Source organism: Streptomyces sp. AM 4-1-1 (genome assembly GCF_029167625.1).
GTDB lineage: Bacteria > Actinomycetota > Actinomycetes > Streptomycetales > Streptomycetaceae > Streptomyces.
Window position 1 is genome coordinate 3,797,157 of the sequence record NZ_CP119145.1, and the last position, 19,866, is coordinate 3,817,022.

General features: G+C 69.0%; 19 protein-coding genes. 6 read left to right on the forward strand and 13 right to left on the reverse strand.

Annotated elements, in window-relative coordinates; all coding sequences use genetic code 11:
• Nucleotides 1–2: 2 nt before the first annotated feature.
• Both PZB75_RS16280 and PZB75_RS16285 read right to left on the reverse strand, forming a co-directional pair.
• Nucleotides 3–656: a hypothetical protein gene (locus PZB75_RS16280; RefSeq protein WP_275538734.1), complete on the reverse strand. Its 654-nt coding sequence runs from the start codon at nt 654–656 to the stop codon at nt 3–5.
• Nucleotides 653–1,171: a hypothetical protein gene (locus PZB75_RS16285; protein ID WP_275536024.1), complete on the reverse strand. Its 519-nt coding sequence runs from the start codon at nt 1,169–1,171 to the stop codon at nt 653–655. Before PZB75_RS16285 ends, PZB75_RS16280 begins: the two co-directional genes overlap by 4 nt.
• Before the next feature lie 137 nt (nt 1,172–1,308).
• On the opposite strand from PZB75_RS16285, the gene PZB75_RS16290 reads away from it, so the two are divergent.
• Nucleotides 1,309–2,079, forward strand: coding sequence for a VWA domain-containing protein (locus tag PZB75_RS16290; RefSeq protein WP_275536025.1), 771 nt, complete (start codon nt 1,309–1,311; stop codon nt 2,077–2,079).
• Nucleotides 2,080–2,262: 183 nt separating this feature from the next.
• Here the strand turns inward: PZB75_RS16290 and PZB75_RS16295 are convergent, their stop codons facing one another.
• The 6 genes from PZB75_RS16295 to PZB75_RS16320 all read right to left on the reverse strand — a co-directional run bounded on the left by PZB75_RS16295 (nt 2,263) and on the right by PZB75_RS16320 (nt 9,196).
• The gene (locus PZB75_RS16295) at nt 2,263–2,826 is read right to left on the reverse strand and encodes an EF-hand domain-containing protein (RefSeq protein ID WP_275536026.1); all 564 of its coding nucleotides are present in this window, start codon (nt 2,824–2,826) and stop codon (nt 2,263–2,265) included.
• Between the two features lie 192 nt (nt 2,827–3,018).
• A complete protein-coding gene (locus PZB75_RS16300) occupies nt 3,019–4,671 on the reverse strand; it encodes an aldehyde dehydrogenase family protein (protein WP_275536027.1) in 1,653 nt (550 codons plus the stop codon).
• A 207-nt stretch (nt 4,672–4,878) separates the two neighbouring features.
• Entirely contained in the window at nt 4,879–6,138 is a 1,260-nt protein-coding gene (locus PZB75_RS16305; RefSeq protein ID WP_275536028.1) for a Gfo/Idh/MocA family oxidoreductase, read from the reverse strand.
• 11 nt (nt 6,139–6,149) lie between these two features.
• Entirely contained in the window at nt 6,150–6,956 is an 807-nt protein-coding gene (locus PZB75_RS16310) for a carbohydrate ABC transporter permease (RefSeq protein ID WP_275536029.1), read from the reverse strand.
• Nucleotide 6,957: 1 nt separating this feature from the next.
• Entirely contained in the window at nt 6,958–7,902 is a 945-nt protein-coding gene (locus PZB75_RS16315; protein WP_275536030.1) for a sugar ABC transporter permease, read from the reverse strand.
• Nucleotides 7,895–9,196: an extracellular solute-binding protein gene (locus PZB75_RS16320; RefSeq protein WP_275536031.1), complete on the reverse strand. Its 1,302-nt coding sequence runs from the start codon at nt 9,194–9,196 to the stop codon at nt 7,895–7,897. Before PZB75_RS16320 ends, PZB75_RS16315 begins: the two co-directional genes overlap by 8 nt.
• A 140-nt stretch (nt 9,197–9,336) precedes the next feature.
• Here PZB75_RS16320 and PZB75_RS16325 point away from each other — a divergent pair, with 140 nt between their 5' ends.
• The 3 genes from PZB75_RS16325 (at nt 9,337) to PZB75_RS16335 (ending at nt 12,807) form a co-directional block, all read left to right on the forward strand.
• Entirely contained in the window at nt 9,337–10,485 is a 1,149-nt protein-coding gene (locus tag PZB75_RS16325; protein ID WP_275536032.1) for an ROK family transcriptional regulator, read from the forward strand.
• A gap of 100 nt (nt 10,486–10,585) precedes the next feature.
• Nucleotides 10,586–11,875, forward strand: coding sequence for a family 16 glycosylhydrolase (locus PZB75_RS16330; RefSeq protein ID WP_275536033.1), 1,290 nt, complete (start codon nt 10,586–10,588; stop codon nt 11,873–11,875).
• A gap of 203 nt (nt 11,876–12,078) precedes the next feature.
• Entirely contained in the window at nt 12,079–12,807 is a 729-nt protein-coding gene (locus tag PZB75_RS16335; protein ID WP_275536034.1) for a hypothetical protein, read from the forward strand.
• 188 nt (nt 12,808–12,995) lie between these two features.
• Here the strand turns inward: PZB75_RS16335 and PZB75_RS16340 are convergent, their stop codons facing one another.
• The gene (locus tag PZB75_RS16340; RefSeq protein WP_275536035.1) at nt 12,996–13,553 is read right to left on the reverse strand and encodes an avidin/streptavidin family protein; all 558 of its coding nucleotides are present in this window, start codon (nt 13,551–13,553) and stop codon (nt 12,996–12,998) included.
• Between the two features lie 524 nt (nt 13,554–14,077).
• Nucleotides 14,078–14,476 (reverse strand): nuclear transport factor 2 family protein, encoded by a 399-nt coding sequence (locus PZB75_RS16345; protein ID WP_275536036.1) that lies wholly within the window; start codon nt 14,474–14,476, stop codon nt 14,078–14,080.
• A 418-nt stretch (nt 14,477–14,894) separates the two neighbouring features.
• On the opposite strand from PZB75_RS16345, the gene PZB75_RS16350 reads away from it, so the two are divergent.
• Nucleotides 14,895–16,178 carry a phosphatase PAP2 family protein gene (locus PZB75_RS16350; protein ID WP_275536037.1) on the forward strand — a complete coding sequence of 428 codons (1,284 nt, stop codon included), beginning with the start codon at nt 14,895–14,897 and terminating at the stop codon, nt 16,176–16,178.
• Nucleotides 16,179–16,476: 298 nt separating this feature from the next.
• On the opposite strand, the gene PZB75_RS16355 is transcribed toward PZB75_RS16350, so the two are convergent.
• Nucleotides 16,477–17,175, reverse strand: a complete 699-nt coding sequence (locus PZB75_RS16355; RefSeq protein WP_275536038.1) for a DUF4232 domain-containing protein — start codon at nt 17,173–17,175, stop codon at nt 16,477–16,479.
• A 356-nt stretch (nt 17,176–17,531) separates the two neighbouring features.
• Between PZB75_RS16355 and PZB75_RS16360 the strand changes: the two genes are divergently transcribed.
• On the forward strand, nt 17,532–18,296 hold the full coding sequence (locus PZB75_RS16360) for a polysaccharide deacetylase family protein (protein WP_275536039.1): 765 nt from the start codon (nt 17,532–17,534) through the stop codon (nt 18,294–18,296).
• Nucleotides 18,297–18,428: 132 nt separating this feature from the next.
• Here PZB75_RS16360 and PZB75_RS16365 read toward each other — a convergent pair whose 3' ends face one another.
• Nucleotides 18,429–19,175, reverse strand: coding sequence for a DUF1838 family protein (locus PZB75_RS16365; RefSeq protein WP_275536040.1), 747 nt, complete (start codon nt 19,173–19,175; stop codon nt 18,429–18,431).
• A gap of 316 nt (nt 19,176–19,491) precedes the next feature.
• Complete coding sequence (locus tag PZB75_RS16370) at nt 19,492–19,866, reverse strand: hypothetical protein (RefSeq protein ID WP_275536041.1); 375 nt, start codon at nt 19,864–19,866, stop codon at nt 19,492–19,494.

Genomic DNA, 19,866 nt, shown 5'->3' on the forward strand with positions numbered 1-19,866 from the left:
TGTCAGTTCCCCCCGTTGCCCTCGTCCGGCTGCCGTTGGGCGCGCTCCTCGGGGGACGGGCCGAGCGCACCGTCCACGGCACGCTCGAAGTCGTCCTGGTCGACGCCGATGAGAGCGTTCAGCGCGCTCACCCGGCTGCCTCCGGAGCCCTCGGTCACCACCGACCGCGCGGTGTCCTTCCAGGTCTGCCCGGCCTCGTCGCCCGCCTGCCGGAACGACTCGGTGCTGTAGTCCACATCCAGATAGTCCGGCGTGAACACATCACCCCAGCTCTGCTTGACGATCTCGTCCTCGGAGGCGTGCGGATTGCCCACCCCGGCGTTCACCGCGATCTTGAACGCGCCTTGGACGTACTGGTCCTCCTCCCACACGATCCCCGCCGCCAGCCCCAGCTTCGTGGCGATGGTGTTGGCGTCCTGGACCAGCGCCCGGACTCCCCATTCCCAGCGCTCGCAGTAGTCCTCGAAGTCCACCGACAGACCGTGGTGCCCGGCCTCCATACCGGTCATCGACAGGTCCGAGAAACCCTTGCCCAGCACCGCACCGGTCCCGGTGCCGACCTCACGCAACTCCGCGACCGCGGCCCGCAGTCCCTCGGTGATCCGCTGAACACTCGCCGGATCGACGTGCAGATCCCCCGCTCCGTCTCCCATCAGCCCCGCCCCCCGCCCCGCGTATTCGGCTCACTCGGCTCACTCGGTACGTCCGTGTCGACGGCGACGGCGTCGGGCACGATCCCCAACACCGGCGGAAACAACATCGACCCGTCCGGATCGGCCACATTGACGGCCACCCCGGCGGGCTCACCCATCGCCGGCACGATCTCGTCCAGCAACCGCGCCCCACGCAACACGGCGTACTCCCACGGCCGACGGCCCTCCGTCGGCCGCCCGCTCTCCGCCGGCCGGCCACCTGCCCCCGGTCGGTCGCTCTCCGGCAGTCGACCGTTGCCAATCTCCGGCCCGGCCTCATGTGCCCGCGCGAACCGGGCGAGCGCCGCCTCGTCCGTGAACCCGTACACCCAGCGCACCCCGCCCGACGCAGCGGTCCACAACCTCCCACCGTCCAACGGGACGAGCACCAGCGCCCGCCGTAACTCACCCACCAGCGCCCGTGGATCACCCACTCCCGCCCGCCGCTCGGCGATCTGCTCCGCAAGCCTCGTACCCATCCCGGACCCCCTTCGCCAGGTCTTCCCCCGCCTACCGGTCCAAGCACCGTAGATGCCCGGTCCAAGCCCCGTCGTACCGGCCCAAGCACGGTGCAACACCTGCCGGTTCCGACGGGAATGGAGGATAATCACGACGCATGGCCATCGATTATCGCAAGCGCCCCAGCACCGATCAGGACAAGCGGCTGTCGGTGTCCGTCGGTATCAGTCTGGAAAAGGTCGCCGCCGGCGCTCCCGAACTGGTCAGCCTCTACAAGTCCGCCGCGGTCTCGCTGGCCAAGCACGACGTCGGTGGGCAGCGTGCCGCCGTGTACCTGGTGCTGGACCGCTCCGGCAGCATGCGCCCGTACTACCGGGACGGTTCCGTGCAGCACCTGGCGGAGCAGACGCTCGCCCTGGCGGCCAACCTCGACGACGACGGGGTGGTGCCGGTCGTCTTCTTCTCCACGGGCATCGACGGAACGGCCGAGATCAGCCTCGACGCCTACCGGGGCCGGATCAACGCGCTCCACGAGTCCATGGGGCACATGGGACGCACCAACTACCACGTCGCGATGCAGGCCGTCATCGACCACTACGAGTCCTGCGGGGCCACCGACCCGGCGCTGGTCATCTTCCAGACCGACGGTTCGCCCACCTCCAAGGCCGCCGCCGAGCATGTGCTGTGCACGGCCGCGAAGTTGCCGATCTTCTGGCAGTTCGTCGGGTTCGGAAACGACGAGTTCCGCTTCCTGCACAAGCTCGACGACCTGCCGGTGCCGGAGCGGCGCGTGGTCGACAACGCCGGGTTCTTCGCCGCCGGGTGGTCACCGAAGTCACTCTCCGACGGGTACCTCTACGACGAGTTGCTGAACGAGTTCCCGCAGTGGCTGGTCGCGGCCCGCGCCGCGGGCATCGTCAAGGGCTGAGGGCCGACCGGCCGGGGACGGGACCGCTCAGGGGACAGGGGCCGAGGACGGGACCGGTCAGGGGATGGGGACCGATAGCCGAGAACTGAGAACTGAGAACTGAGGGACGGCACTTCGGCGACCGGGCACCCGCGACCGGCGACGCGGTACGTCGCCGGTTTGCCGGTCCTTCGACCACGCGCCTCAGGCCAGCGGCCCGTAGAGCCAGTTGCCCGCCGCGTCGGCCTCGGGGCTGATGTAGTACTGCCGGATGGCGGCGAGGAGTTCGTCGACGCTCAGCCTGCCGTTGCCGTTGGCGTCGAGCTTCCGGAACGCGGTGGCCCGGTCGGCGGGTGCCGTACGGAACACCTCCTGCCACGCCTCGAACTCCCGCTCGTCCACCTCGCCGTCCCCGTCGGTGTCGAGCAGCGCGCAGACCGCCTCGGCCAGGGGCCGGAACGATGCGTCGAAGCCCTCGGTGGAGGTGACGAACGCGCCGGTCATGCTCGTGCGGTACTCCTCCGGAGAGAGCTTCCCGTCCCCGTCCAGGTCGGCGACGGCCGAGAGGGCGTCCCAGAAGCGCGTCATCCCGTCCATCAGCGCGGTGCCCTTGGGGGAGGTGACGGGCTCACCGAACCTCGACAGCAGCTGGGAGCCCAGGGTGAGCAGGTCGTCCCGGTCGATCGAACCGTTGTCGTCGGCGTCGAAGTGCCGGAAACAGACATCGATCTTGTGGTGCAGCAGGGGGGTGCCGGAAAGCGTGGTCATGGGCGTGCCTCTCTCGTGTGCGTGGGTGCGTGGGTGCGTGGGTGCGTGTGCGCGGTGTGTGTGCGGTGCTCTGCTCGTGCTCGGGCCTGTGTGCCTGTTTGTGTGTGCCTGTGACTGTGACTGTGCCTCTGCCTGGGTGTGCTCGGATTCGCGCTCGTGCTCGGGCTCGTGGGGACGGCCGGTTCCGGTCCGTTATTCGGGGGCGTGGTGGAACCCGGCGGCGGCGAGGTGGTCGAAGCTCGCCGCCTCGCCGGTGCCGATGCTGATCCCCTGGAGCCGGGTGGTGCGCAGGAAGGGGATGTTGGCCTCGCCGAACACCCCGCCGGAGAGTCCCGTACCGCCGATGATGGGGAGGACGGGCAGGGTGCCGATGTGGCTGTCGTTGACCTTCAGCACGCCGCCGTTGGTCACCTCGTCGGTGAACCGCTCGATGACGTACGGATCACGCGCCCACAGGGAGTTGCGCAGTCCGTACCGGTTCGCATCGACGAAGGCGATGAGGGAGCCCAGCAGTTGACGGTCGGCCTCCGTCGCCTCGCCCGGCGCGCTGTCGGGCACGATCACGCACATCAACGGGAAGAACGTCTCCTCGGCAACCGCCCGCATCGCCGCCGCCGTCCGCAGCCCCCGTACGCGCAGCAGCACCGGTCTGATGAAGGGCCCCCGGAGCGACGGCTCGTCCCGTACGTCGACCAACTCGCCCCCGCAGAGCAGTTCGGCGCCCCTGGCCACGGCGTCGTCGAGGACGTCCTTGCACTGGGAACGCTTGACCACGGGAGTGAGTACGACATCGGGGTCCTCGGGCGGCCCCACCCGCAGCGCGGCCACCCGCTCGCATACCAGCTCGGTGAACTCCTCGGCCACCGCCGGGTGGACCAGCGCGAACTTCGGCGCCAGACACAGCTGACCCGACCCCTGGTACCGCTCCATCGCCGCGTCGGCCGCTCGCGGCAGGTCCGCGTCCCGCCACACCACCAGGGCGTCGTTCCCGGCGAGTTCCATGATGGGTTTCTTGCCGTGCTCCAGACAGGACCGAGTGAGTTCGGCGCCCTGGGCGGAGCCGCCGAAGAAGAAGATGTCGTCGCAGTCCGGCGAGTTGAGCCACGTCCGCAGCACCGGCCGCGCCGGCGCGCAGAGCACGCTGAGCGTGCCGGGCGGGGCCCCGTACCGCGTCAGCAGCGGGGCGACCAGATCGTGGAAGAGGTACGCGACGCTCAGCGGGACCGACGGCGGGGCGTTGACGATCAGCGCGTTTCCCGCCGCCAGCGTCGGGATTCCGGCCAGGGCGGTCAGCAGGGGAGCGTTGCGGGCCGGGTCGAGGCACACCACTCCGTCCGGCTTGCGCACCAGCCGCACCCGCCGGCCCGCCTGGCTCCCCTCCCACACCATGGCCGCCCGCGCGTGGTCGACGGTGTCCGGGTGCGTCAGGTTCAGCGCCGCCGACAGGGCCCAGTCGGCCACGCGTACCGGATGTCCCTCGGACACCAGGACCGCGATGAACTCCTCCGCCCGGTCCCGCAGGAGGTCGTGGAAGGCGCGGACGAAGTCCAGCCGACGCTCCAGCGGCACCCGCGCCCAGGCGGGCTGCGCCGCGCGGGCCGACGAGAGCGCCGCGAGGGCCTGCGTACCGGTGGACCGGGCCACCTTCCCGGCCAGCCGCGGATCGGTGTGGTCCTCCGGCTGGGCGCGGCAGTGGTCGAGGCGTGCCTTGAGCGCGAGCACGTCGTACGTCTCGTACAGCGTCGCGCTGCTCCTGGGCCAGTGCACCCAGCCCTCACCGGGCTCGGGCACACCGCCCAGGAGGACGGGGTAGGCGGGCGGCGTCGCGCCGGGGGAACGGGTCACGCCCCGAATTGTTCGCGGCCGTCCGCCACTCTCACCCGTCCGGACTGACTTTTACCCTGAACGAGTGGTATTTCCCCTTGGCCGGATTCGGTCTTGCTAAGGGCTGTCCCGCACGCCCCAGGGATTGCGGCACAGCCCTTAGGCCGGCGCTGACGCGACACCCAAGCACCCGGGATACGGCCCCGCCGCACGCGTGGGGGCGGGGCGTCAGGAAGACACCGGTGCCATCTGCACGACCGTCCGCTCCCGCCGGGCCCGTTCGGCGGCCCAGACGACCAGGTGGGACTCCAGGGTCTCGTACGGTCCTGAGCCCACCAGCGACCGGTCCCCACTGGCGACCGCCGCGATGAAGGCGCGCAGGAGTTCGGTGTCGGCGCCGCCGTGTCCGTCCGCGGCCGACGCCCCGCCGTCCGGGTCCAGGTCGAAGGTGTGCTGGGTGTCGGTGAGGAAGTCGTGCAGCGTGATCCGACGGCCGTCGCCCTCAAGCGAACCGTGGGTGCCGAAGACCCGGGTCTTGCGGAAGTCGAGGGCCGTGAAGGCGGTCATGGTGAACGAGGCGGTGACCCCGCCCTCGTACTCCAGGTTCACGACCTGGTGGTCCACCACGTCGTTGTGCCCCGCGTAGACGCAGGCACCGTAGGGGCCCTCCGCGAGTGCGGTGCGCAGACCGGCCGGGGAGACGTCGTCGGTGAGCACGCCGAGTGGCCACTGCTCGTACACCGGGTCGCCGAGGAAGCGTTCGTAGATGCGGACCGCGGAGTACGCGCAGGCGCGCTCGACGGGGCAGCTGACGCAGCGGTCCCCGGCACCCTCGGGCTTGTTCTCGGGGCGGAAGTGGTGGAGGCCGCCGAAGGAGGAGACCCGTTCGACGGGGCGGCCGACGATGTGGCCGAGCCAGTCGATGTCGTGGCTGGACTTGGCCAGCAGCATGGAGGACGACTGGGCCTCGACCGCCCACTTGCCGCGTACGTAGGAGTGGGCCTGGTGCCACCAGCCGACGGGCTCCAGGTGCTCGACGCTGACGATGTCGCCGATCCGGCGGTCGGTGATCAGCTGCTTCAGCTTCACCGAGTACGGGGTGTAGCGCAGGACATGGCAGACGCCGAGCAGGATGTCGTTGCGTACCGCGGCCTCGACGATCCGGCGCGCGTCCTCCTCGGACGGTGCCATCGGCTTTTCGAGGAGGAGGGCGTACCCGAGATCGGCGAGGGCGACGGCCGGGTCGGCGTGGAGCCGGTCGGGTGTGGCGACGATGGCGGCGTCGGCGAGTTTCGGCCGGGCGGCGAGCTGTGCCCAGTCGTGGAAGACGTGGTCGTCGGGGAGGCCGAACTCCTCGGCGAGGGCCCCCCTGCGCACGGGATCGGGATCGACCACGGCGGTGACGGTCGCGAGTCCCTCGGACACTGCGATGCGCGCGTACGAGGCCCCCCGGGCCCCCGCGCCGACGATCGCCAGAGTGACGGTCACGGAAAAGTCCTTTACTTGACGGCACCCTGGAGGATGCCCTTGATGAAGTGGCGCTGGAAGAAGAGGTAGAGCAGGACGATCGGCGTGATCACGATGATCGTTCCGGCGGACAGCAGCGGGATGTTCTTGCCGAACTGCTGGACGAACTTGCCGAGTCCCGAGGGCGCGGTGCGCATCGCCGGGTCCTGGATCAGGACCAGGGCGAGCAGGAACTGGTTCCAGGCCCACATGAAGTACAGCAGGCCGAGCGTGGTGAGCGCCGGACCGGCCGTCGGCAGCAGCACCTTGGTCAGGGTGCGCCAGCTGCCCGCCCCGTCGACCGCCGCGGCTTCGGTGATCTCGTGGGGCAGGGACTCGAAGTGTGTGCGCATCCAGTACACGCCGAAGGGCATGAACAGTCCGATCAGCGGCAGGATCACCGCCCAGTAGCTGTTCAGCAGGCCGACGGTTTGCAGGTCGTAGTAGAGCGGGATGACGATCGCCTCGTACGGCAGCGCCATGCCCAGCATCAGCGACGCGAACAGGGGGCCCTTGACCCGCAGACGCATGGACGCCAGGCCGTATCCGGCGAGTGTCGCGAGGATCAGCGCGATCGGTACGACGCCGAGGGCGATCACGGCGCTCGACTTCAGGAGTGAGCCGAAACCCGCGGTGGTCCAGGCGGTGGCGAAGTTCTCCCAGTGGGGATCGGACGGCCAGGCGAGGCCCGGCGACAGCTCGGTCTGCGGCTGGAGGGCGGCGCTGAAGAGCGCGAGGAAGGGGAAGAGAACCGACGCGGCGGCCAGGAGCAGGATGAGCCGGGGCAGGTGCTTGGTCATTTCATCGCTCCCGGGTGAGCCTGTTCAGGATGTACATGACCGCGCAGGTGAGCACGGACAGTACGGTGGCGAGGGCGCAGGCGGTGCCGACGCGACCGGCCGTGAAGACGAGTTGGTAGACCTGGACACCGGGGACCATGGTCGAGTAGCCGGGACCGCCGCCTGTCATGACGTACACGACGTCGAATCCCGCGAGGGCGGCGATGACGGTGACGGTGCAGGCGACGCCGATCTCCTTGCGCAGACCGGGCACCGTGATGTGCCAGAACTGCCGTAGCCGGCCCGCTCCGTCGAGGCCCGCGGCCTCGTAGAGCGACGGGTCGATCTTGCCGATGCCGGAGAGCAGCAGGAGGAAGCACAGGCCGGTGGAGACCCAGGTGCCGATGAGGCCCACGGTCGGCAGGGCCCAGGTGAAGTCACCGAGCCAGGCGCGTGTGAAGTCGCCGAGGCCGACGGCGCGCATCAGCTGGTTGAGGGGGCCGTCCTCGCTGTAGATCCACTTCCAGACGACGCCGACGGCGACGAGGGGGAGGACCTGGGGGAGGAAGATGACGGTGCGGATCACCGGCATCGCGCGCCAGGGCACGGAGGCCACCAGCGCCGCCAGGACGAGTCCCAGGCCCACCGGGATGACGGTGTAGAAGAGGATGAAGACGAAGGCGTGGAGCAGGGCGCTGCGCAGGGCGGGTTCGCTGAACACCGCGGCGTAGTTGTCGAGTCCGGCCCAGGTGGCGACGCCGATGCCGTTCCAGTTCCAGAACGAGATCCACACGCTGTGCAGCCAGGGTCCGATGACGAAGGCGGCGTAGAAGACGAAGGCCGGCAGGACGTAGAGGAGGGGAACGAGGCGGTGCCGCCCCGGTCGGGGTGCCGACGGCTTCGGTGCGGGCACCGGGCGGGCGGCGTCCTGGCCCGCCCGCCCGGCGCCGACGAGCACGTCAGCCATGGGTGCCGGCCCATTCGTCCTGGATGGCCTTGACGAACCCGGAGGTGTCGGTCCTGCCCGCGAGGAGTTCCTGAGTGGTGGCGGTGAGCTTGTCGTTCATGGTGGCGGTGGCGTTGTTGTTGAAGCCGACGAGGCCGTTGTCGGCGTTGACCTTGGTCCAGGCGGCGACGATGTCGGACATCACCGTGCCTTCCGCGGGCTTGGCCGCGGTGATGTCCGCGGGCATGAAGCCGGCCTTGAACTGCTCGGCGGACGCCTCGGGCGAGTGCAGGAAGTCCAGGAAGGCGGCGGCCGCGTCGGGGTGCTTGGTACGGGTGGAGACGGCGTAGGCGACGGACGTGCCGATGGCGGTGGCCTTCGGGCCGGGGAAGGCGAAGAACCCCGCGTCCTTGCCGAGCTTCTCGCCGATCTTCGCGGCGTCCCAGTTCCCGTCGACGAAGAACAGGCCCTCGCCCTTGGCGAACTTGTCGGTCGCGGCCTGGAGGTCGGTGCCGTTGGCACTCGCGGGGAGGTAGCCCTTCTTGGCCCACTCCGCGACCTTGGTGACGGCGGCCCGGTTGCCCGCGGTGTCGAACGTGGCGCCCTTCTGTCCGAAGGTCCACTTGGCGGCGGCCCCGGCCCCGTCCAGGGACTGGCCGGCGAGCTGGATCGGGAAGGAGGCGTGGCCCTGGGCGTTGCCCATCTGGAGCGGTGTCTCGCCGGCCTTCTTGGCCTTGGCGAGCGCGGCGTCGAACTCCGTGAGGGTGGCCGGAGGCGCGGTGATGCCGAGCTGCGCGGCCTTCGCCTTGTTGTAGTAGACGCCGACGAGGGAGAACCCGGCGGGTGCCGCGTAGAGCTTGCCCTCGCCGAGCGTGGAGCCGTCCGCGCCGACCCGCCACTGGTCGAGCTGGGTGCTCGCGTACGTCTTGTCCCAGCCGTACGCCTTCGCGTAGGGGGAGAGGTCACGGACGAGGTTGTCCTTGACGGTGGTGCCCACGGAGTTCAGCAGGGCGATGTCCGGTGCCTGGGCGGAGGCGAGGGAGAGGTTCAGGCTCTTGTTGTAGTCGTCGTAGTTGGTGTCCTGGTAGTTGATGGTCACGTTGGGGTGCTTCGCCTCGAACGCCTTGATGATGGCCTTGACGGCGGCACCCGATTCGGGCGTGGAGACCAGCGACAGGGTGGCCTCGCCCTCGGGCACTCCGGTCTTGACGGGGCCGGACGAGTCGGCCGGTGCCTCGCTGCCGGCGCCCGGCGAGCAGGAAGTCGCGGCGAGCACCACGAACACGGTCCCGGCCAGCATTGTTCTGAGCTTCATCGGGTTGATCGCTTTCGGGAAAGGCGCAGGCGCCATGTGGCAGGATGACGAGTCGGGAGACTAGCCGTGTCCCCGAGGTTTCGTAAGAAAGTTTTCTATCGAAGTGACTCATGTCATATAACGCCTGTCAAGGGGGGCCGATGAGCGACGCGGAGGTTCCGCCGGGCGGGGACCAGAGCTCTCTCAGGCATCTGAACACCAGCCGGGTGCTGCATCTCCTGTACGACGGCGTCCCGTTGACCATCAACGCGCTCTCGCGCGTCACCGGCCTCTCGCGGCCGACCGTGCGGGGAATCGTGACGACCCTCCTCGAAGCCGGGCTGCTCAAGCCGGACGGCCAGGACGCGGTCCGCACGGGAGGCCGTCCCGCCCAGCGCTACGCCTTCGACCGGAGCGCGGGCCGCCTCGCGGGGCTCCGCTTCGACACGGACGGCGTGTGGGCCCGGGTGACGGACCTCGCCGGGGAGTCGGTCGTGACGGCTCATGTCGTACTGCCCGCCGAGACCACCCCCGGACAGCGCGTCGACGCGGCCGCGGCCCTCGTCCGGCGGCACCTCCCCTCGCCGGAGACCCCGCTGTGGGCCGTGGGCGCGGGCACTCCCGGAATCGTCGACAGCGCCGGCACCGTGCGGCTGAGCGTCGCCATCCCCGGATGGACGGGTACGGAGCTGACCCGCGAGCTCGGCGAGCGGCTGGGCTGCCCGGCGGTGACGGCCAAGGACACCAATCTGGCCGCGCTCGCCGAGCACCGGATCGGTGCGGCGCAGGGCACCCCCGACATCCTCTACGTGCAGATGGGCGGCCGGCTCGGCGTGGGCGTGCTGGTCGACGGGCTTCCGTTCACGGGGCGTACCGGGGCGGCCGGCGAGATCGGGCGTCATCCCGAGCTGGGCTGGCAGGACGCTCCGGCGAAGCTCTTCGCGGCGTCCGGGTCGGCGCGCGACAGCGAGGAGGAGGCGGGGGCGCTGGCCTTCGCCCGCGCCGCGCACGGCGATCCGGAGGCGCGGGCCGCGGTCGACGCCTACGCCCGCACCCTCGCCGACGGCATAGGCGCGATGGTGCTGGCCGTCGATCCCCGGCTGATCGTCCTGGGCGGCAGCCTGGCGAGATCGGGCGCCGTGGTGCTCGACCCGATCCGGCGCCGCCTGGCGGAGATCTGTTACGAGGCTCCGCCGCTCGCCCTGGCGGCACTGGTGGGCGACGTGGTGAGCGTCGGCGGGGTGGAGGCCGCGCGCGATCTGGTCCGCGCCGGCATGCGGGTGACGGTCGATCAGGTACTGAGTTCCTGAATTCCTGACGCGGGCATTGACAGCGCCCGGGGGACACCGGCACATTGCGGGCACACTTTCGAAGGAAAGTTACCTACGGAAGATCCCCTAAGGAGCTCCTGTGAGACGCCGTTCTCCGCGGTCCCTGCGGACCCTGCTCACCGGTGCGCTGGCTTCCGCTCTCTGCCTCATGGGCACCGCCATCGGCGGCCAGAGCGCGCACGCGGCCGACTTCCCGCCAAGTCCGGTCAACAAGACGGGCTACACCCTCGATTTCCAGGAGGAGTTCAACGGCTCTTCGCTCGACACGGACAAGTGGCTGCCGTACTACCTGCCCCACTGGACCCCGCAGCGGGAGAACGCCAAGGCGCGCTACACCGTCGCGAACGGTGTGCTCACCGAGCGCCTTGACCCGGACACCCCGGCCTGGAACCCCCAGTACGACGGCACCGTGAAGATCTCCAGCATCCAGACCTTCAACCAGGACTGGTGGCACCGCTTCAACTACTCCATGCCGAACGACCATCACGAGCCGCGTTTCGACGGATACTCCACCCAGTACGGCTACTTCGAGACACGGGCGAAGTTCTCGAACGTCGGCGGCGGAGGCCACCAGGCACTCTGGCTGGTCGGGACCGAGGACACCTCCAGCGCCTCGGCCAACTCCGAGATCGACTTCATCGAGACGTTCTTCAGCAAGCCCGACACCTGGCGCATCGCCGCCTACGGGTGGGGCGACCCCAACTTCCTCGGCTCCTGGGACGGCTCCGAGAACGCGGTGCCCAGCGGAAAGCCGACGGAGGAGTACCACGTCTACGGCATGGAGTGGACTCCGACGGAGCTGAAGTTCTACTACGACAACCAGCTCTTCAAGACCATCAACGACGCGCCCAACATGCCCATGGGCATGATCCTCGGCCTGTACACCGACGCCGGCTCCGGCCAGCACAACGACGTCTGGCCCAAGTCGTGGAACGTCGACTACCTGCGGGTCTGGAAGAAGAACGGCGGCTACCCGCAGACGTACGACCGGTACAAGAACCGCCAGACCGGCCAGTACATGAACATCCAGGGCAACACCGGTCAACTGCGGTCCGGCAATGTGCCCGTCACCGATCTGACCTCCCAGTGGGCCCGGGAGACCACCGACGGCCGCTACCGCTACAAGAACCGGGCGACCGGGGAGTACCTGCACACGGAGGGCGGGACCGGCACCGTGCAGTACGGGACGTTCCCCGCCACCTGGTGGAGCGGCCAGTGGACCGAGGAGAGCGTGGACGGCCGCATCCGGTTCAAGAACCGCCAGACCGGCCAGTACATGCACACGGAGGGCGCCACCGGATACGTCCAGTACGGCTCCGTGCCGGCGACGTACTGGACCAGCCAGTGGACTCGCGAACCCGTCCTCTGACCGGCGGCCGACCATCCGGCCCCGGATCGCGGGCCGAACTCCCGCCCCCGGGCGGCCCGCTGAGGACCGGTTCCCTGACCGTCCGCGGAGCCTCGTCCATCCGGGCGCTGGTTGAGACACCGCCCCTGACCGCCTGCTGAACCTCCGGGCGCGCCCCCGCCGAGGGGCGCGCCCGCTCTTCCCTCCCCCAGGAGCGAACCCCGATGCGCCAGCCGACAGCCGCCTTCGCCGTCACCCTCACCACTGCCCTGGTCCTTGTGCTGAGCGGCTGCGATTCCGCACCGGTCGACACCACCGCCAACCCGACCGCCCCGGCACCGGCCACGTCGGACCCGAACGCCCCGGCCCGCACCACACCGGCCCCGGCCGACCCGTCCCCTGCCGACCCGTCCCCGCAAGGCGGCCCGCCCACCGGACCGGCGGGCCGATCCCTGTGGACGCTCATCGACGACAAGGGCGCGACCATCGCGACGCTGCCCGACGACGATGCGGACGTCGTCGCCGTGCGCAAGACCGTCGCCCTGCATTCCGTAACCACCGACAACCGCGACCACCGGTCCATCGCCGACAGCACCGAGAACGAGTTCACCTTCTACGCTCCCGAGTTCGTACAGGTACTCAAGGGACAGGGTTACGGCGCACAACTCGCCACCCTCTTCCGCGGCAACCAACTCACCACGCGGCAGGTGAAGACCGCCTGGTACCGCTCCACGATCTACAAGGACCGGGCGACGGCCAAGGCCGACATGGACACGGTCATCGAGTTCACCGCCGCCGCGCCCGGCTACCTGAAGAAGGGGGGCTTCGCGCTGAACACGCCGTACACCCAGCACCGCACGGTCAGCCTTGCCAAGCGGGACGGCCAGTGGAAGATCACGGCGATCCAGAAGAGTCCCATGGTGAAGGACGCCTCCCGTCCGGCGTCCTCCTGAAGGCGGCCGGTTTCCGCCGGGCGGCGTCCTCCTGAAGGCAGCCGGTCTTCGGGTGCCCCACATGGCCGACGCCCCGTCGAATGCCCGACAACGACGAATGCCCGACGGCGACGGAAACCCGACGGCGACGAATGCCCAGGTGTCCGACCTGGGCATTCGCTCCGGTGGGCGGCGTCGTGCCCGGCGGGCTACTTCGCCACGTGGTCCAGCGGATTGGCCGAGTTGACGCCCAGCTTCTTGGCCTTGGCGATCTCGGCGGCTGTCGGCGGGGTCTTCGTGAACTCGTCGTGGCCGACGTACGTCGACTCCCACTCGTTGGAGCTGACGGTGGCACGGGTCAGCAGCCACTGGGTGTTGATGTGGGCGCCGGTGCCCCCGAAGAACTGACCGCTCCACGTGGTGTTCGAGTGGGCGTTGCGGTAGCTGTTACGCCAGGAGACCGTCCAGCCGAGCGTCGTACCGCTGCCGTCGGTGGCGGGAGCGGTGTCGTAGCGGCCGGTCAGCACATAGGTGTTCTCGGCGTTGCCGACGGCCGAGTTGTACGTTCCGGTCAGGTATCCGCTCGGCGTGGCCTTGACGACCATCGTGGAGCCCAGCTGGTTGTACCACGTACCGGTGATGGCCGAAGTGACGCTCGGTGGGCTTTCCTTCGGGGTGCTCCGGGACTCCGCCGACGCGGTGGCCGAAAGCGCCACTACGGCAATGAGCGCAGGCGCCGTGAAGGCGACCCGTCGTAAATGAGACATGATGACTCCCCTGTCTGGGAATTCATGGCTGATATGGTCCGAACCGATCTTCGCGTCGGTGTCGGGCGGCCGGCACCAACACTGCGAAAATGATCCTGACCCGCACGGAGGCGATCTTTCCGCTGCTATGTGTGATCGTGGAAAATCGCGATCAATCGTGGCCAGGGACTTCCGCACGACGAAGTGTAGCCGCAGGCGCTGCGATTGTCTGCGAATGCGACTCGACTCGACAACGACTCGGAAATTGCTGCCGGGACCGGCTGTCGCACTCGGATTCCGCTATCGCGCCCAGCGCCGTGAAAGCGATGATCGTATTTCCGCAAGAGTCATCAGTGAGCCATGATGGCTTGAGTGAGCCGATGGCTCGTTCTTGCGCGTTGAGCTCTTTCGGCGTGGCCGCTGATCGGATGGCGACGGTAAACGGTCGCGGAGGTTCCATATGCCCTCGCCCCGCCCGGCCCCCGCACTGCCGGCCCCCGCTCCGCCATGCCGACAACCACGCACCGAGCGCCACCGCGCGGGACTCAGGGCCGGTCGAACCAGGCGAAGGCCGTGATCCGCCAGCCGTCCTCGGTACGGACGAACTGGATGGTCTTGGTCCCCGCCCCCTCGAACGGCTCACCGTCCAGGACCCCGGACTTGCTGTATTCGCTGAACCGCGACGCGATGTCGCCCGCCATCTCGGTCCGCTCGGAGGTCTCCCACTCGGAGAACTCGACCAGTCGGCCGTCGGACAGCAGCCGCCGACGGGGCTCGATGAACTCGTCCACGGTGTAGACCGTGAACTCCGGGGCCGTCTTGACGATCACGCCGCGGGGAAGAACCAGCAGCCTGATCCGGTCCACGTCGGCAGCCTTGCCGCCCCGGTTGTCAAAGGCGCCGAAGAACTCGGCGGTCACTGTGTCGATCTCGGTCTTGGACATGGGCGCGACGCTAACACCGAAGAGGCCAGGGGGTGTTCGCCGATACCGTCCGGACGGCCGGAGGCCGGACGCGGGCACCTCGTCCCATGGCGGAGCAGCCCGTGATCCGAGGCCGGACGGCCACGGGCGGGGTGCCGGACCGTCGAGCCAGGATCGGCTGACCTTCGTACCACCCGTGACCAGCGAACCCACCGCACCGCTCCGATAACATGACCGGACTTACGGCGAGCGCCCCTATCGCCCGCCCTTCACCGGAAGACCACGCTCCTGACGGGGAGATCATGTCGTCCGGCATGAAGGGTGAGCTATTCAACTGACATCTAACAAATCGGCCAAACAATTGATACCTACAGTATCGCGGGTGTTTTCGCGAATAAACCGAAGAGATACGTTCACCGCATGGCGTCAACCACGAACGATGCTGTGGGCCGCGGCGGGTGTGGTGACCCTCGGATTCCTCATCATGCTGGAGATCGCCGCGCGTCACTACGGCATACCCGGGCCGATCGTCGCCCAGGCGCAGGAAGTGATATTCGCGCCCCAATCCGGCTTCCTGCTGTACGCCAGCATGGCGCTGATGACGGTGGTACTCACCTGGCGGCAACGGCTCGTCGCGGCTGCCGTGGCGATCGGCATCGACGTCGTGTTCCTGCTGGTGCGATGGGTGGCCGATGCCCCAGTGACCGAAGGCCACCCCTTCGGCAACGGCGCGTTGTGGGTGATTCTCGGCTACGCGGTCATCGCCGTCACGCGCCGCACGGGCCGGGAACGGGTCCTGTTGCTGAAGGGCGTCGGACTGGGCCTGCTGCTGGTGGCAGGCCGTAAGACCGGCGACACCTGGCTGCTGATCACATCGAAGACGCGCCCGGCGGTGCTCGACCAGTACGTGGCGACGGCCGACCACGCCCTGGGCGACCCGTCGTGGCTGGTGGGCCGGATCGTCACGGCCACCGGCCCGGTCGGCGCCCACTTCCTCGACTCCGTCTACACCCAGCTTCCGGTGGCCGCGGTCGCCGTCGCGCTGTACCAGCTGCGTCACGTGGTGGTCGAGCGCCGCTTCCCGGGCCACCACCTGGTGCGCACCTTCCTGGTGATCGGCCTCCTCGGGCCCGCCATCTACATGATCTTCCCGGTGGTCGGGCCGATCTTCGCCTACGGCGCCGAAGGCGGACACTGGGCGGTGGCCAACCTGTGGCCGAACACGCCGCCCCCGGTCAGTGCCCCGCACCACATGACGTTCGACGAGATCACCCCACGCAACTGCATGCCCAGCCTGCACACGGCGTGGGCCACCGCGATCTTCATTCATTCCCGCAAGGGCCCGCGCATTCTGCGATTCGCAGGCGCGTTCTGGCTGGTTGCCACGCTCGCCGCCACGCTGGGATTCGGCTACCACTACGGCGCGGACATCGTCGCCGGGGTGGTCTTCACGGTCACGATCGAGGCAGCTCTGCGCTCACTCGAACGTGGCTGGGACCGGTCGGGAATCCTGCTGGTCGTCCACGGTGCGACGATTTTCACCGCACTCCTGGTGTCCTATCGCTATCTGTCGACGGAGATGGCCGAACATCCGTGGGTGTTCGGACCGCTTCTCGTTCTGGCGATGGCCTCGGTGATCCACGGCTATGTACGGACCACCGGACTGTGGGAACCGAAGGCCGTGCCGATACGGCAACCGGAACCGCAACCAGAACTGGTCTGAGTCGTGTCGAATCAGGAGGCGTACGAGTTTCAGACGTGCGACTCATCAATCACGTGACTTCACGTCGTCGCCGACCGAGAGGCCCCTCGGCGCAGTGCTTCCGACCCCTGATCCCGAGAAGTGATCGCAGTGCCGTATCGCCGGAACGGACGGGCTCGACCGGAGCCCGTGACGGGACTCCGCTGCCTGAGTCCAGTCCCCACCGATCCTGACGAATGCGAGACGAATGCGAGTCAAACGCGAGTCAAACGCGAGACGAATGCGATGAAGGATTCGTGGTGTCGAACGCGTCTGCGGGTCAGCCGCCCTGACCGGCGTTTCCGACCGGGCCGACCCTCACCGGGGAGCCGCCGCCCTCGGTGACGGGCAGCGTGCCGGCGCCCGGCCATGGGAGGGTGACCGTCTTCGTCTCGTTCGGCGGGGTCACCAGCAGCGCTGTGACACGGACGCCGGAGCCGCCGGAGTCGTTGATCGGGTAGTTGATGCCGAAGGCCACCGACTGCCCGCTCTTGAGCATGACCGGGTTGGCCCGCTCGCCGGTGCGCTTCGCGGACAGTGTCCCCGCGCTGGTCCTCAGGTCGACGCCCGCGTACCCGGACATCGCGCAGTCCCGGCCGCCGCCGTTCTTCAGCTGCACCGTGACGGTGCCGTCGGGGTCGCCGGCGATGGTGTTGTCCGTCGCCGTGATCTTCAGCTCGTCGGTGCGGCACGTGCCCGCCTTGCCCGCCTTGCCCTTCTCGCCGGGCCCGGACCCGGACCCGGAGGCCGCGCCCTGCCCGCCGGAGCTGTTGTTCCCGGTGGAGCCCTTCCCACCGCCCTGATCGCCGCCCGTGGTCGACGAGTCGGAGTCGGAGGGGGCGACTGCCTGGCCGGTCGGAGCGGCGGACGAGGACTTCCGCGCGGCGCCGGAGTCCGTGTCCTGACACGCTGTCACCAGCATGGTGCCGCCGACGAGGACCGCGGAGACGAGAAGGGCCTTGCGACGGTTGCCGTACATGAAACACCCCTTGGTGACCAGTGGTTGAAGCCGAAGCGGCTCCGGCTTTCCGGTATGTGCCTGATCACTATGAAGGGGCGGGGAACCGAAGGGTTACCGGCGTCGTCGTTCCACGACACCGCTGTCGCGGGCCGGTGACATGGTCACGAGGTCACGGGACACGCGCCGACGCCCGTGCGGGCGGGGCCGGGCGAACCGGTGCGGCCCCGGGCGCCGTTCGCGGAGCATTGTCCGCGATCTCTTCTGGAAGTGTCCCTGATCGGTAACGGACGCACCCCTTGGCCCGTGTGCCTCGTCCTGTCAGATGGTCGCAAGGTGACCGGGACCGGCGAGGGACTGCGAGACAAGGGGCGGACATGGCACGGCACGGCGGCGGACGGGGCTGGTACGGCAAAGTGGTCGGGGCGGCGCTCGGGGTGACGATGCTCGCCACCGGTGCCTCGGTGTGGTCCGCGCAGGCTGGTTCCGCGGGCGACTCGGCACCGAGGGCGACCGCGCCGGTCAGTGACATCAAGCAGGTCGCGGAGACCATCGCGCACGCCTCGGAAGAGGGGCCGCGCGGCGTCAACCTCACCATCGACGACGGCCCCGACCCCGTGTGGACCCCTCAAGTACTCGACCTGCTGCGCGAATACGGGGTGAAGGCCACGTTCTGCATGGTGGGGACGCAGGCCCAGGCCCACCCGGACCTCGTGAAGAAGGTGGTCGCGGCCGGGCACCGGCTGTGCGACCACTCGGTGTCGCACAACACCGCCATGGACAAGGATTCCCAGACCTACCAGTCGCAGCAGATACTCGACGCCGAACGCATGATCACCGAGGCGTCCGGGGGCGTACGGCCGATGTACTACCGGGCGCCGGGCGGAGCCTTCACCCCGTACAGCCGCAAGCTCGCCGCTTCCCGGGGCATGCGCCCGCTGGGCTGGAACGTGGACACCAAGGACTTCGAGCGCCCGGGTACGGACACCATCGTGGCCACCGTCGAGCGGGAGCTGCCCAACGGACCGACACTCCTCTTCCACGACGCGGGCGGCGACCGTACCCAGACCGTCGAGGCCCTGCGCCGCGTCCTTCCCCGGCTCAAGGAGCAGGGCTACACCTTCGGCTTCCCGGTGCGCTAGGCGTCGCGTCTCGCCACGCCCGCGCGCCCCAACTGCTGACCGGTCGCGCGAGGCCGGCCGTGCCAGCACCTGAGGAGCGCCGATCCGGACCCTGGGCGGCCGGGCCGGCCGGGCGGCGTGGTGGCCGGGCGTCTACTGCGGCGGGTTGAGCTTGCGGAAGTACGTCCAGCTGGTCTCGTTCGGCTCGCTCCACGTCTCCGGGGCCTGGGCGAACTCCGGGTGCCGGCCGGCGATGTAGGCACGGGTGCGCTCGGGGACCTCGGCGTACGAGCCGAGCTTGCGGCCCCGGCAGTGGAAGGTGAGCCCGCCGGGCCGCAGGCCGCGTGCCATCCACGGGAGCCAGGGGGACATCCGGGACCACGACATGGTGGCCGGGACGCTGGGAGCCGGTCCGGCCAGGTCGGCGCGATCGGCGAAGAACTGGAACAGCTCCAGGGCCTTGTACGTGTCACCGGCCGAGTGGACGGGGTACTGGGCGACCGGCAGCGGCGAGGGATAGGCGAGCGGGATCTCCAGGCTGAAGCAGACCTGTCCGCCGAGCTCGGTCGTCGGGATCGGGAAGGGACGCCACTTCTGGTTCGCCGGGTCGTTCCAGACGTGCACCACCGGCAGGTCCTGCCAGGACTCCAGGATCTCGCGGGTGGCGGGGTCCAGGTAGAACGCGGCCTCACGGGTGAGCAGTTGGTAGGCGTCCGGACCGGCTTCGGCGTCCTGGACCAGGCGGGAGACGTTGAGCCCTTCGAAGCCGAAGACGCGCTGGTAGGGCTCGTCCGGGCCCCAGGAGTACACGTCTCCGGACCACCAGTACGTGACCTCCTCGCCGTCCAGCGAGGCGCGGGTTCGGGCGAAGGAGCGGAGCAGCTCTGCGGGTGTCGTCATACGGAGTACTCTGCCCGGCCGCCGCCCCGGGCCGGACGGGAATCGCCCCGGCCGGCGGCGGAGGCGACCGGAAGAAGCCGCTCCCGGGCCGACGGACCCGGCAAGATCCGAAGAGAGCCGAACTGGCCGCGTGCGGGATGCGGGCCACATTCGTTCGATCTCGCGAGGCGGGACGACGGAGTGAGACCTTCACCCGGGGCATCGCACACCATCGATGGGGGCTGGAGGTGCCCACGGCAGGCGCCGCATATGTGGTCCGGACCATGGGCAAGGCCCGGGCCCACGGCCAAGGTCTTCATCATGGAGCCCGACAACCCTACTTCTGGTAATGGGACAGGATCGCCGTCCGCTCGTCTTCGTACACCGCGATCGCTTGCGGGTCGCCGTCGTAAAAGGCATCCCAGAAACCGGGCGTGTTCCATGATTCCGGACACAAGGAGAAGGAGCCTGATTCGAGCTGAAAATATTTCCAGGTCGGCGGCAGGGAGTGGGAGACGACGGTGAAGGCCCGGGTGTCGAAGAGGGCGGACTGCCTCAGCCCACCCTCAGTAAATTCGACACGGAAAGAGGTGGCCACTTTGAAACGTGCGGAAATTTCGAGCACCACGTATTCATGTCCATCGGTGAGTGCGGTGATTCCCTGTAGAGCCTTGGGGTCCGAGACCCTGCCGGTGTTCACGCGGACGCGCAT

What these genes read in the sequence shown, in the direction of transcription:
- PZB75_RS16295 (WP_275536026.1), bottom strand. Translation starts at nt 2,826, where the DNA reads ATGACCACGCTTTCCGGCACCCCCCTGCTGCACCACAAGATCGATGTC.
- PZB75_RS16360 (WP_275536039.1), top strand. Translation starts at nt 17,532, where the DNA reads ATGGCACGGCACGGCGGCGGACGGGGCTGGTACGGCAAAGTGGTCGGG.
- PZB75_RS16350 (WP_275536037.1), top strand. Translation starts at nt 14,895, where the DNA reads ATGCTGTGGGCCGCGGCGGGTGTGGTGACCCTCGGATTCCTCATCATG.
- PZB75_RS16355 (WP_275536038.1), bottom strand. Translation starts at nt 17,175, where the DNA reads ATGTACGGCAACCGTCGCAAGGCCCTTCTCGTCTCCGCGGTCCTCGTC.
- PZB75_RS16335 (WP_275536034.1), top strand. Translation starts at nt 12,079, where the DNA reads ATGCGCCAGCCGACAGCCGCCTTCGCCGTCACCCTCACCACTGCCCTG.
- PZB75_RS16365 (WP_275536040.1), bottom strand. Translation starts at nt 19,175, where the DNA reads ATGACGACACCCGCAGAGCTGCTCCGCTCCTTCGCCCGAACCCGCGCC.
- PZB75_RS16325 (WP_275536032.1), top strand. Translation starts at nt 9,337, where the DNA reads ATGAGCGACGCGGAGGTTCCGCCGGGCGGGGACCAGAGCTCTCTCAGG.
- PZB75_RS16285 (WP_275536024.1), bottom strand. Translation starts at nt 1,171, where the DNA reads ATGGGTACGAGGCTTGCGGAGCAGATCGCCGAGCGGCGGGCGGGAGTG.
- PZB75_RS16340 (WP_275536035.1), bottom strand. Translation starts at nt 13,553, where the DNA reads ATGTCTCATTTACGACGGGTCGCCTTCACGGCGCCTGCGCTCATTGCC.
- PZB75_RS16290 (WP_275536025.1), top strand. Translation starts at nt 1,309, where the DNA reads ATGGCCATCGATTATCGCAAGCGCCCCAGCACCGATCAGGACAAGCGG.
- PZB75_RS16320 (WP_275536031.1), bottom strand. Translation starts at nt 9,196, where the DNA reads ATGAAGCTCAGAACAATGCTGGCCGGGACCGTGTTCGTGGTGCTCGCC.
- PZB75_RS16370 (WP_275536041.1), bottom strand. Translation starts at nt 19,866, where the DNA reads ATGCGCGTCCGCGTGAACACCGGCAGGGTCTCGGACCCCAAGGCTCTA.
- PZB75_RS16315 (WP_275536030.1), bottom strand. Translation starts at nt 7,902, where the DNA reads ATGGCTGACGTGCTCGTCGGCGCCGGGCGGGCGGGCCAGGACGCCGCC.
- PZB75_RS16310 (WP_275536029.1), bottom strand. Translation starts at nt 6,956, where the DNA reads ATGACCAAGCACCTGCCCCGGCTCATCCTGCTCCTGGCCGCCGCGTCG.
- PZB75_RS16345 (WP_275536036.1), bottom strand. Translation starts at nt 14,476, where the DNA reads ATGTCCAAGACCGAGATCGACACAGTGACCGCCGAGTTCTTCGGCGCC.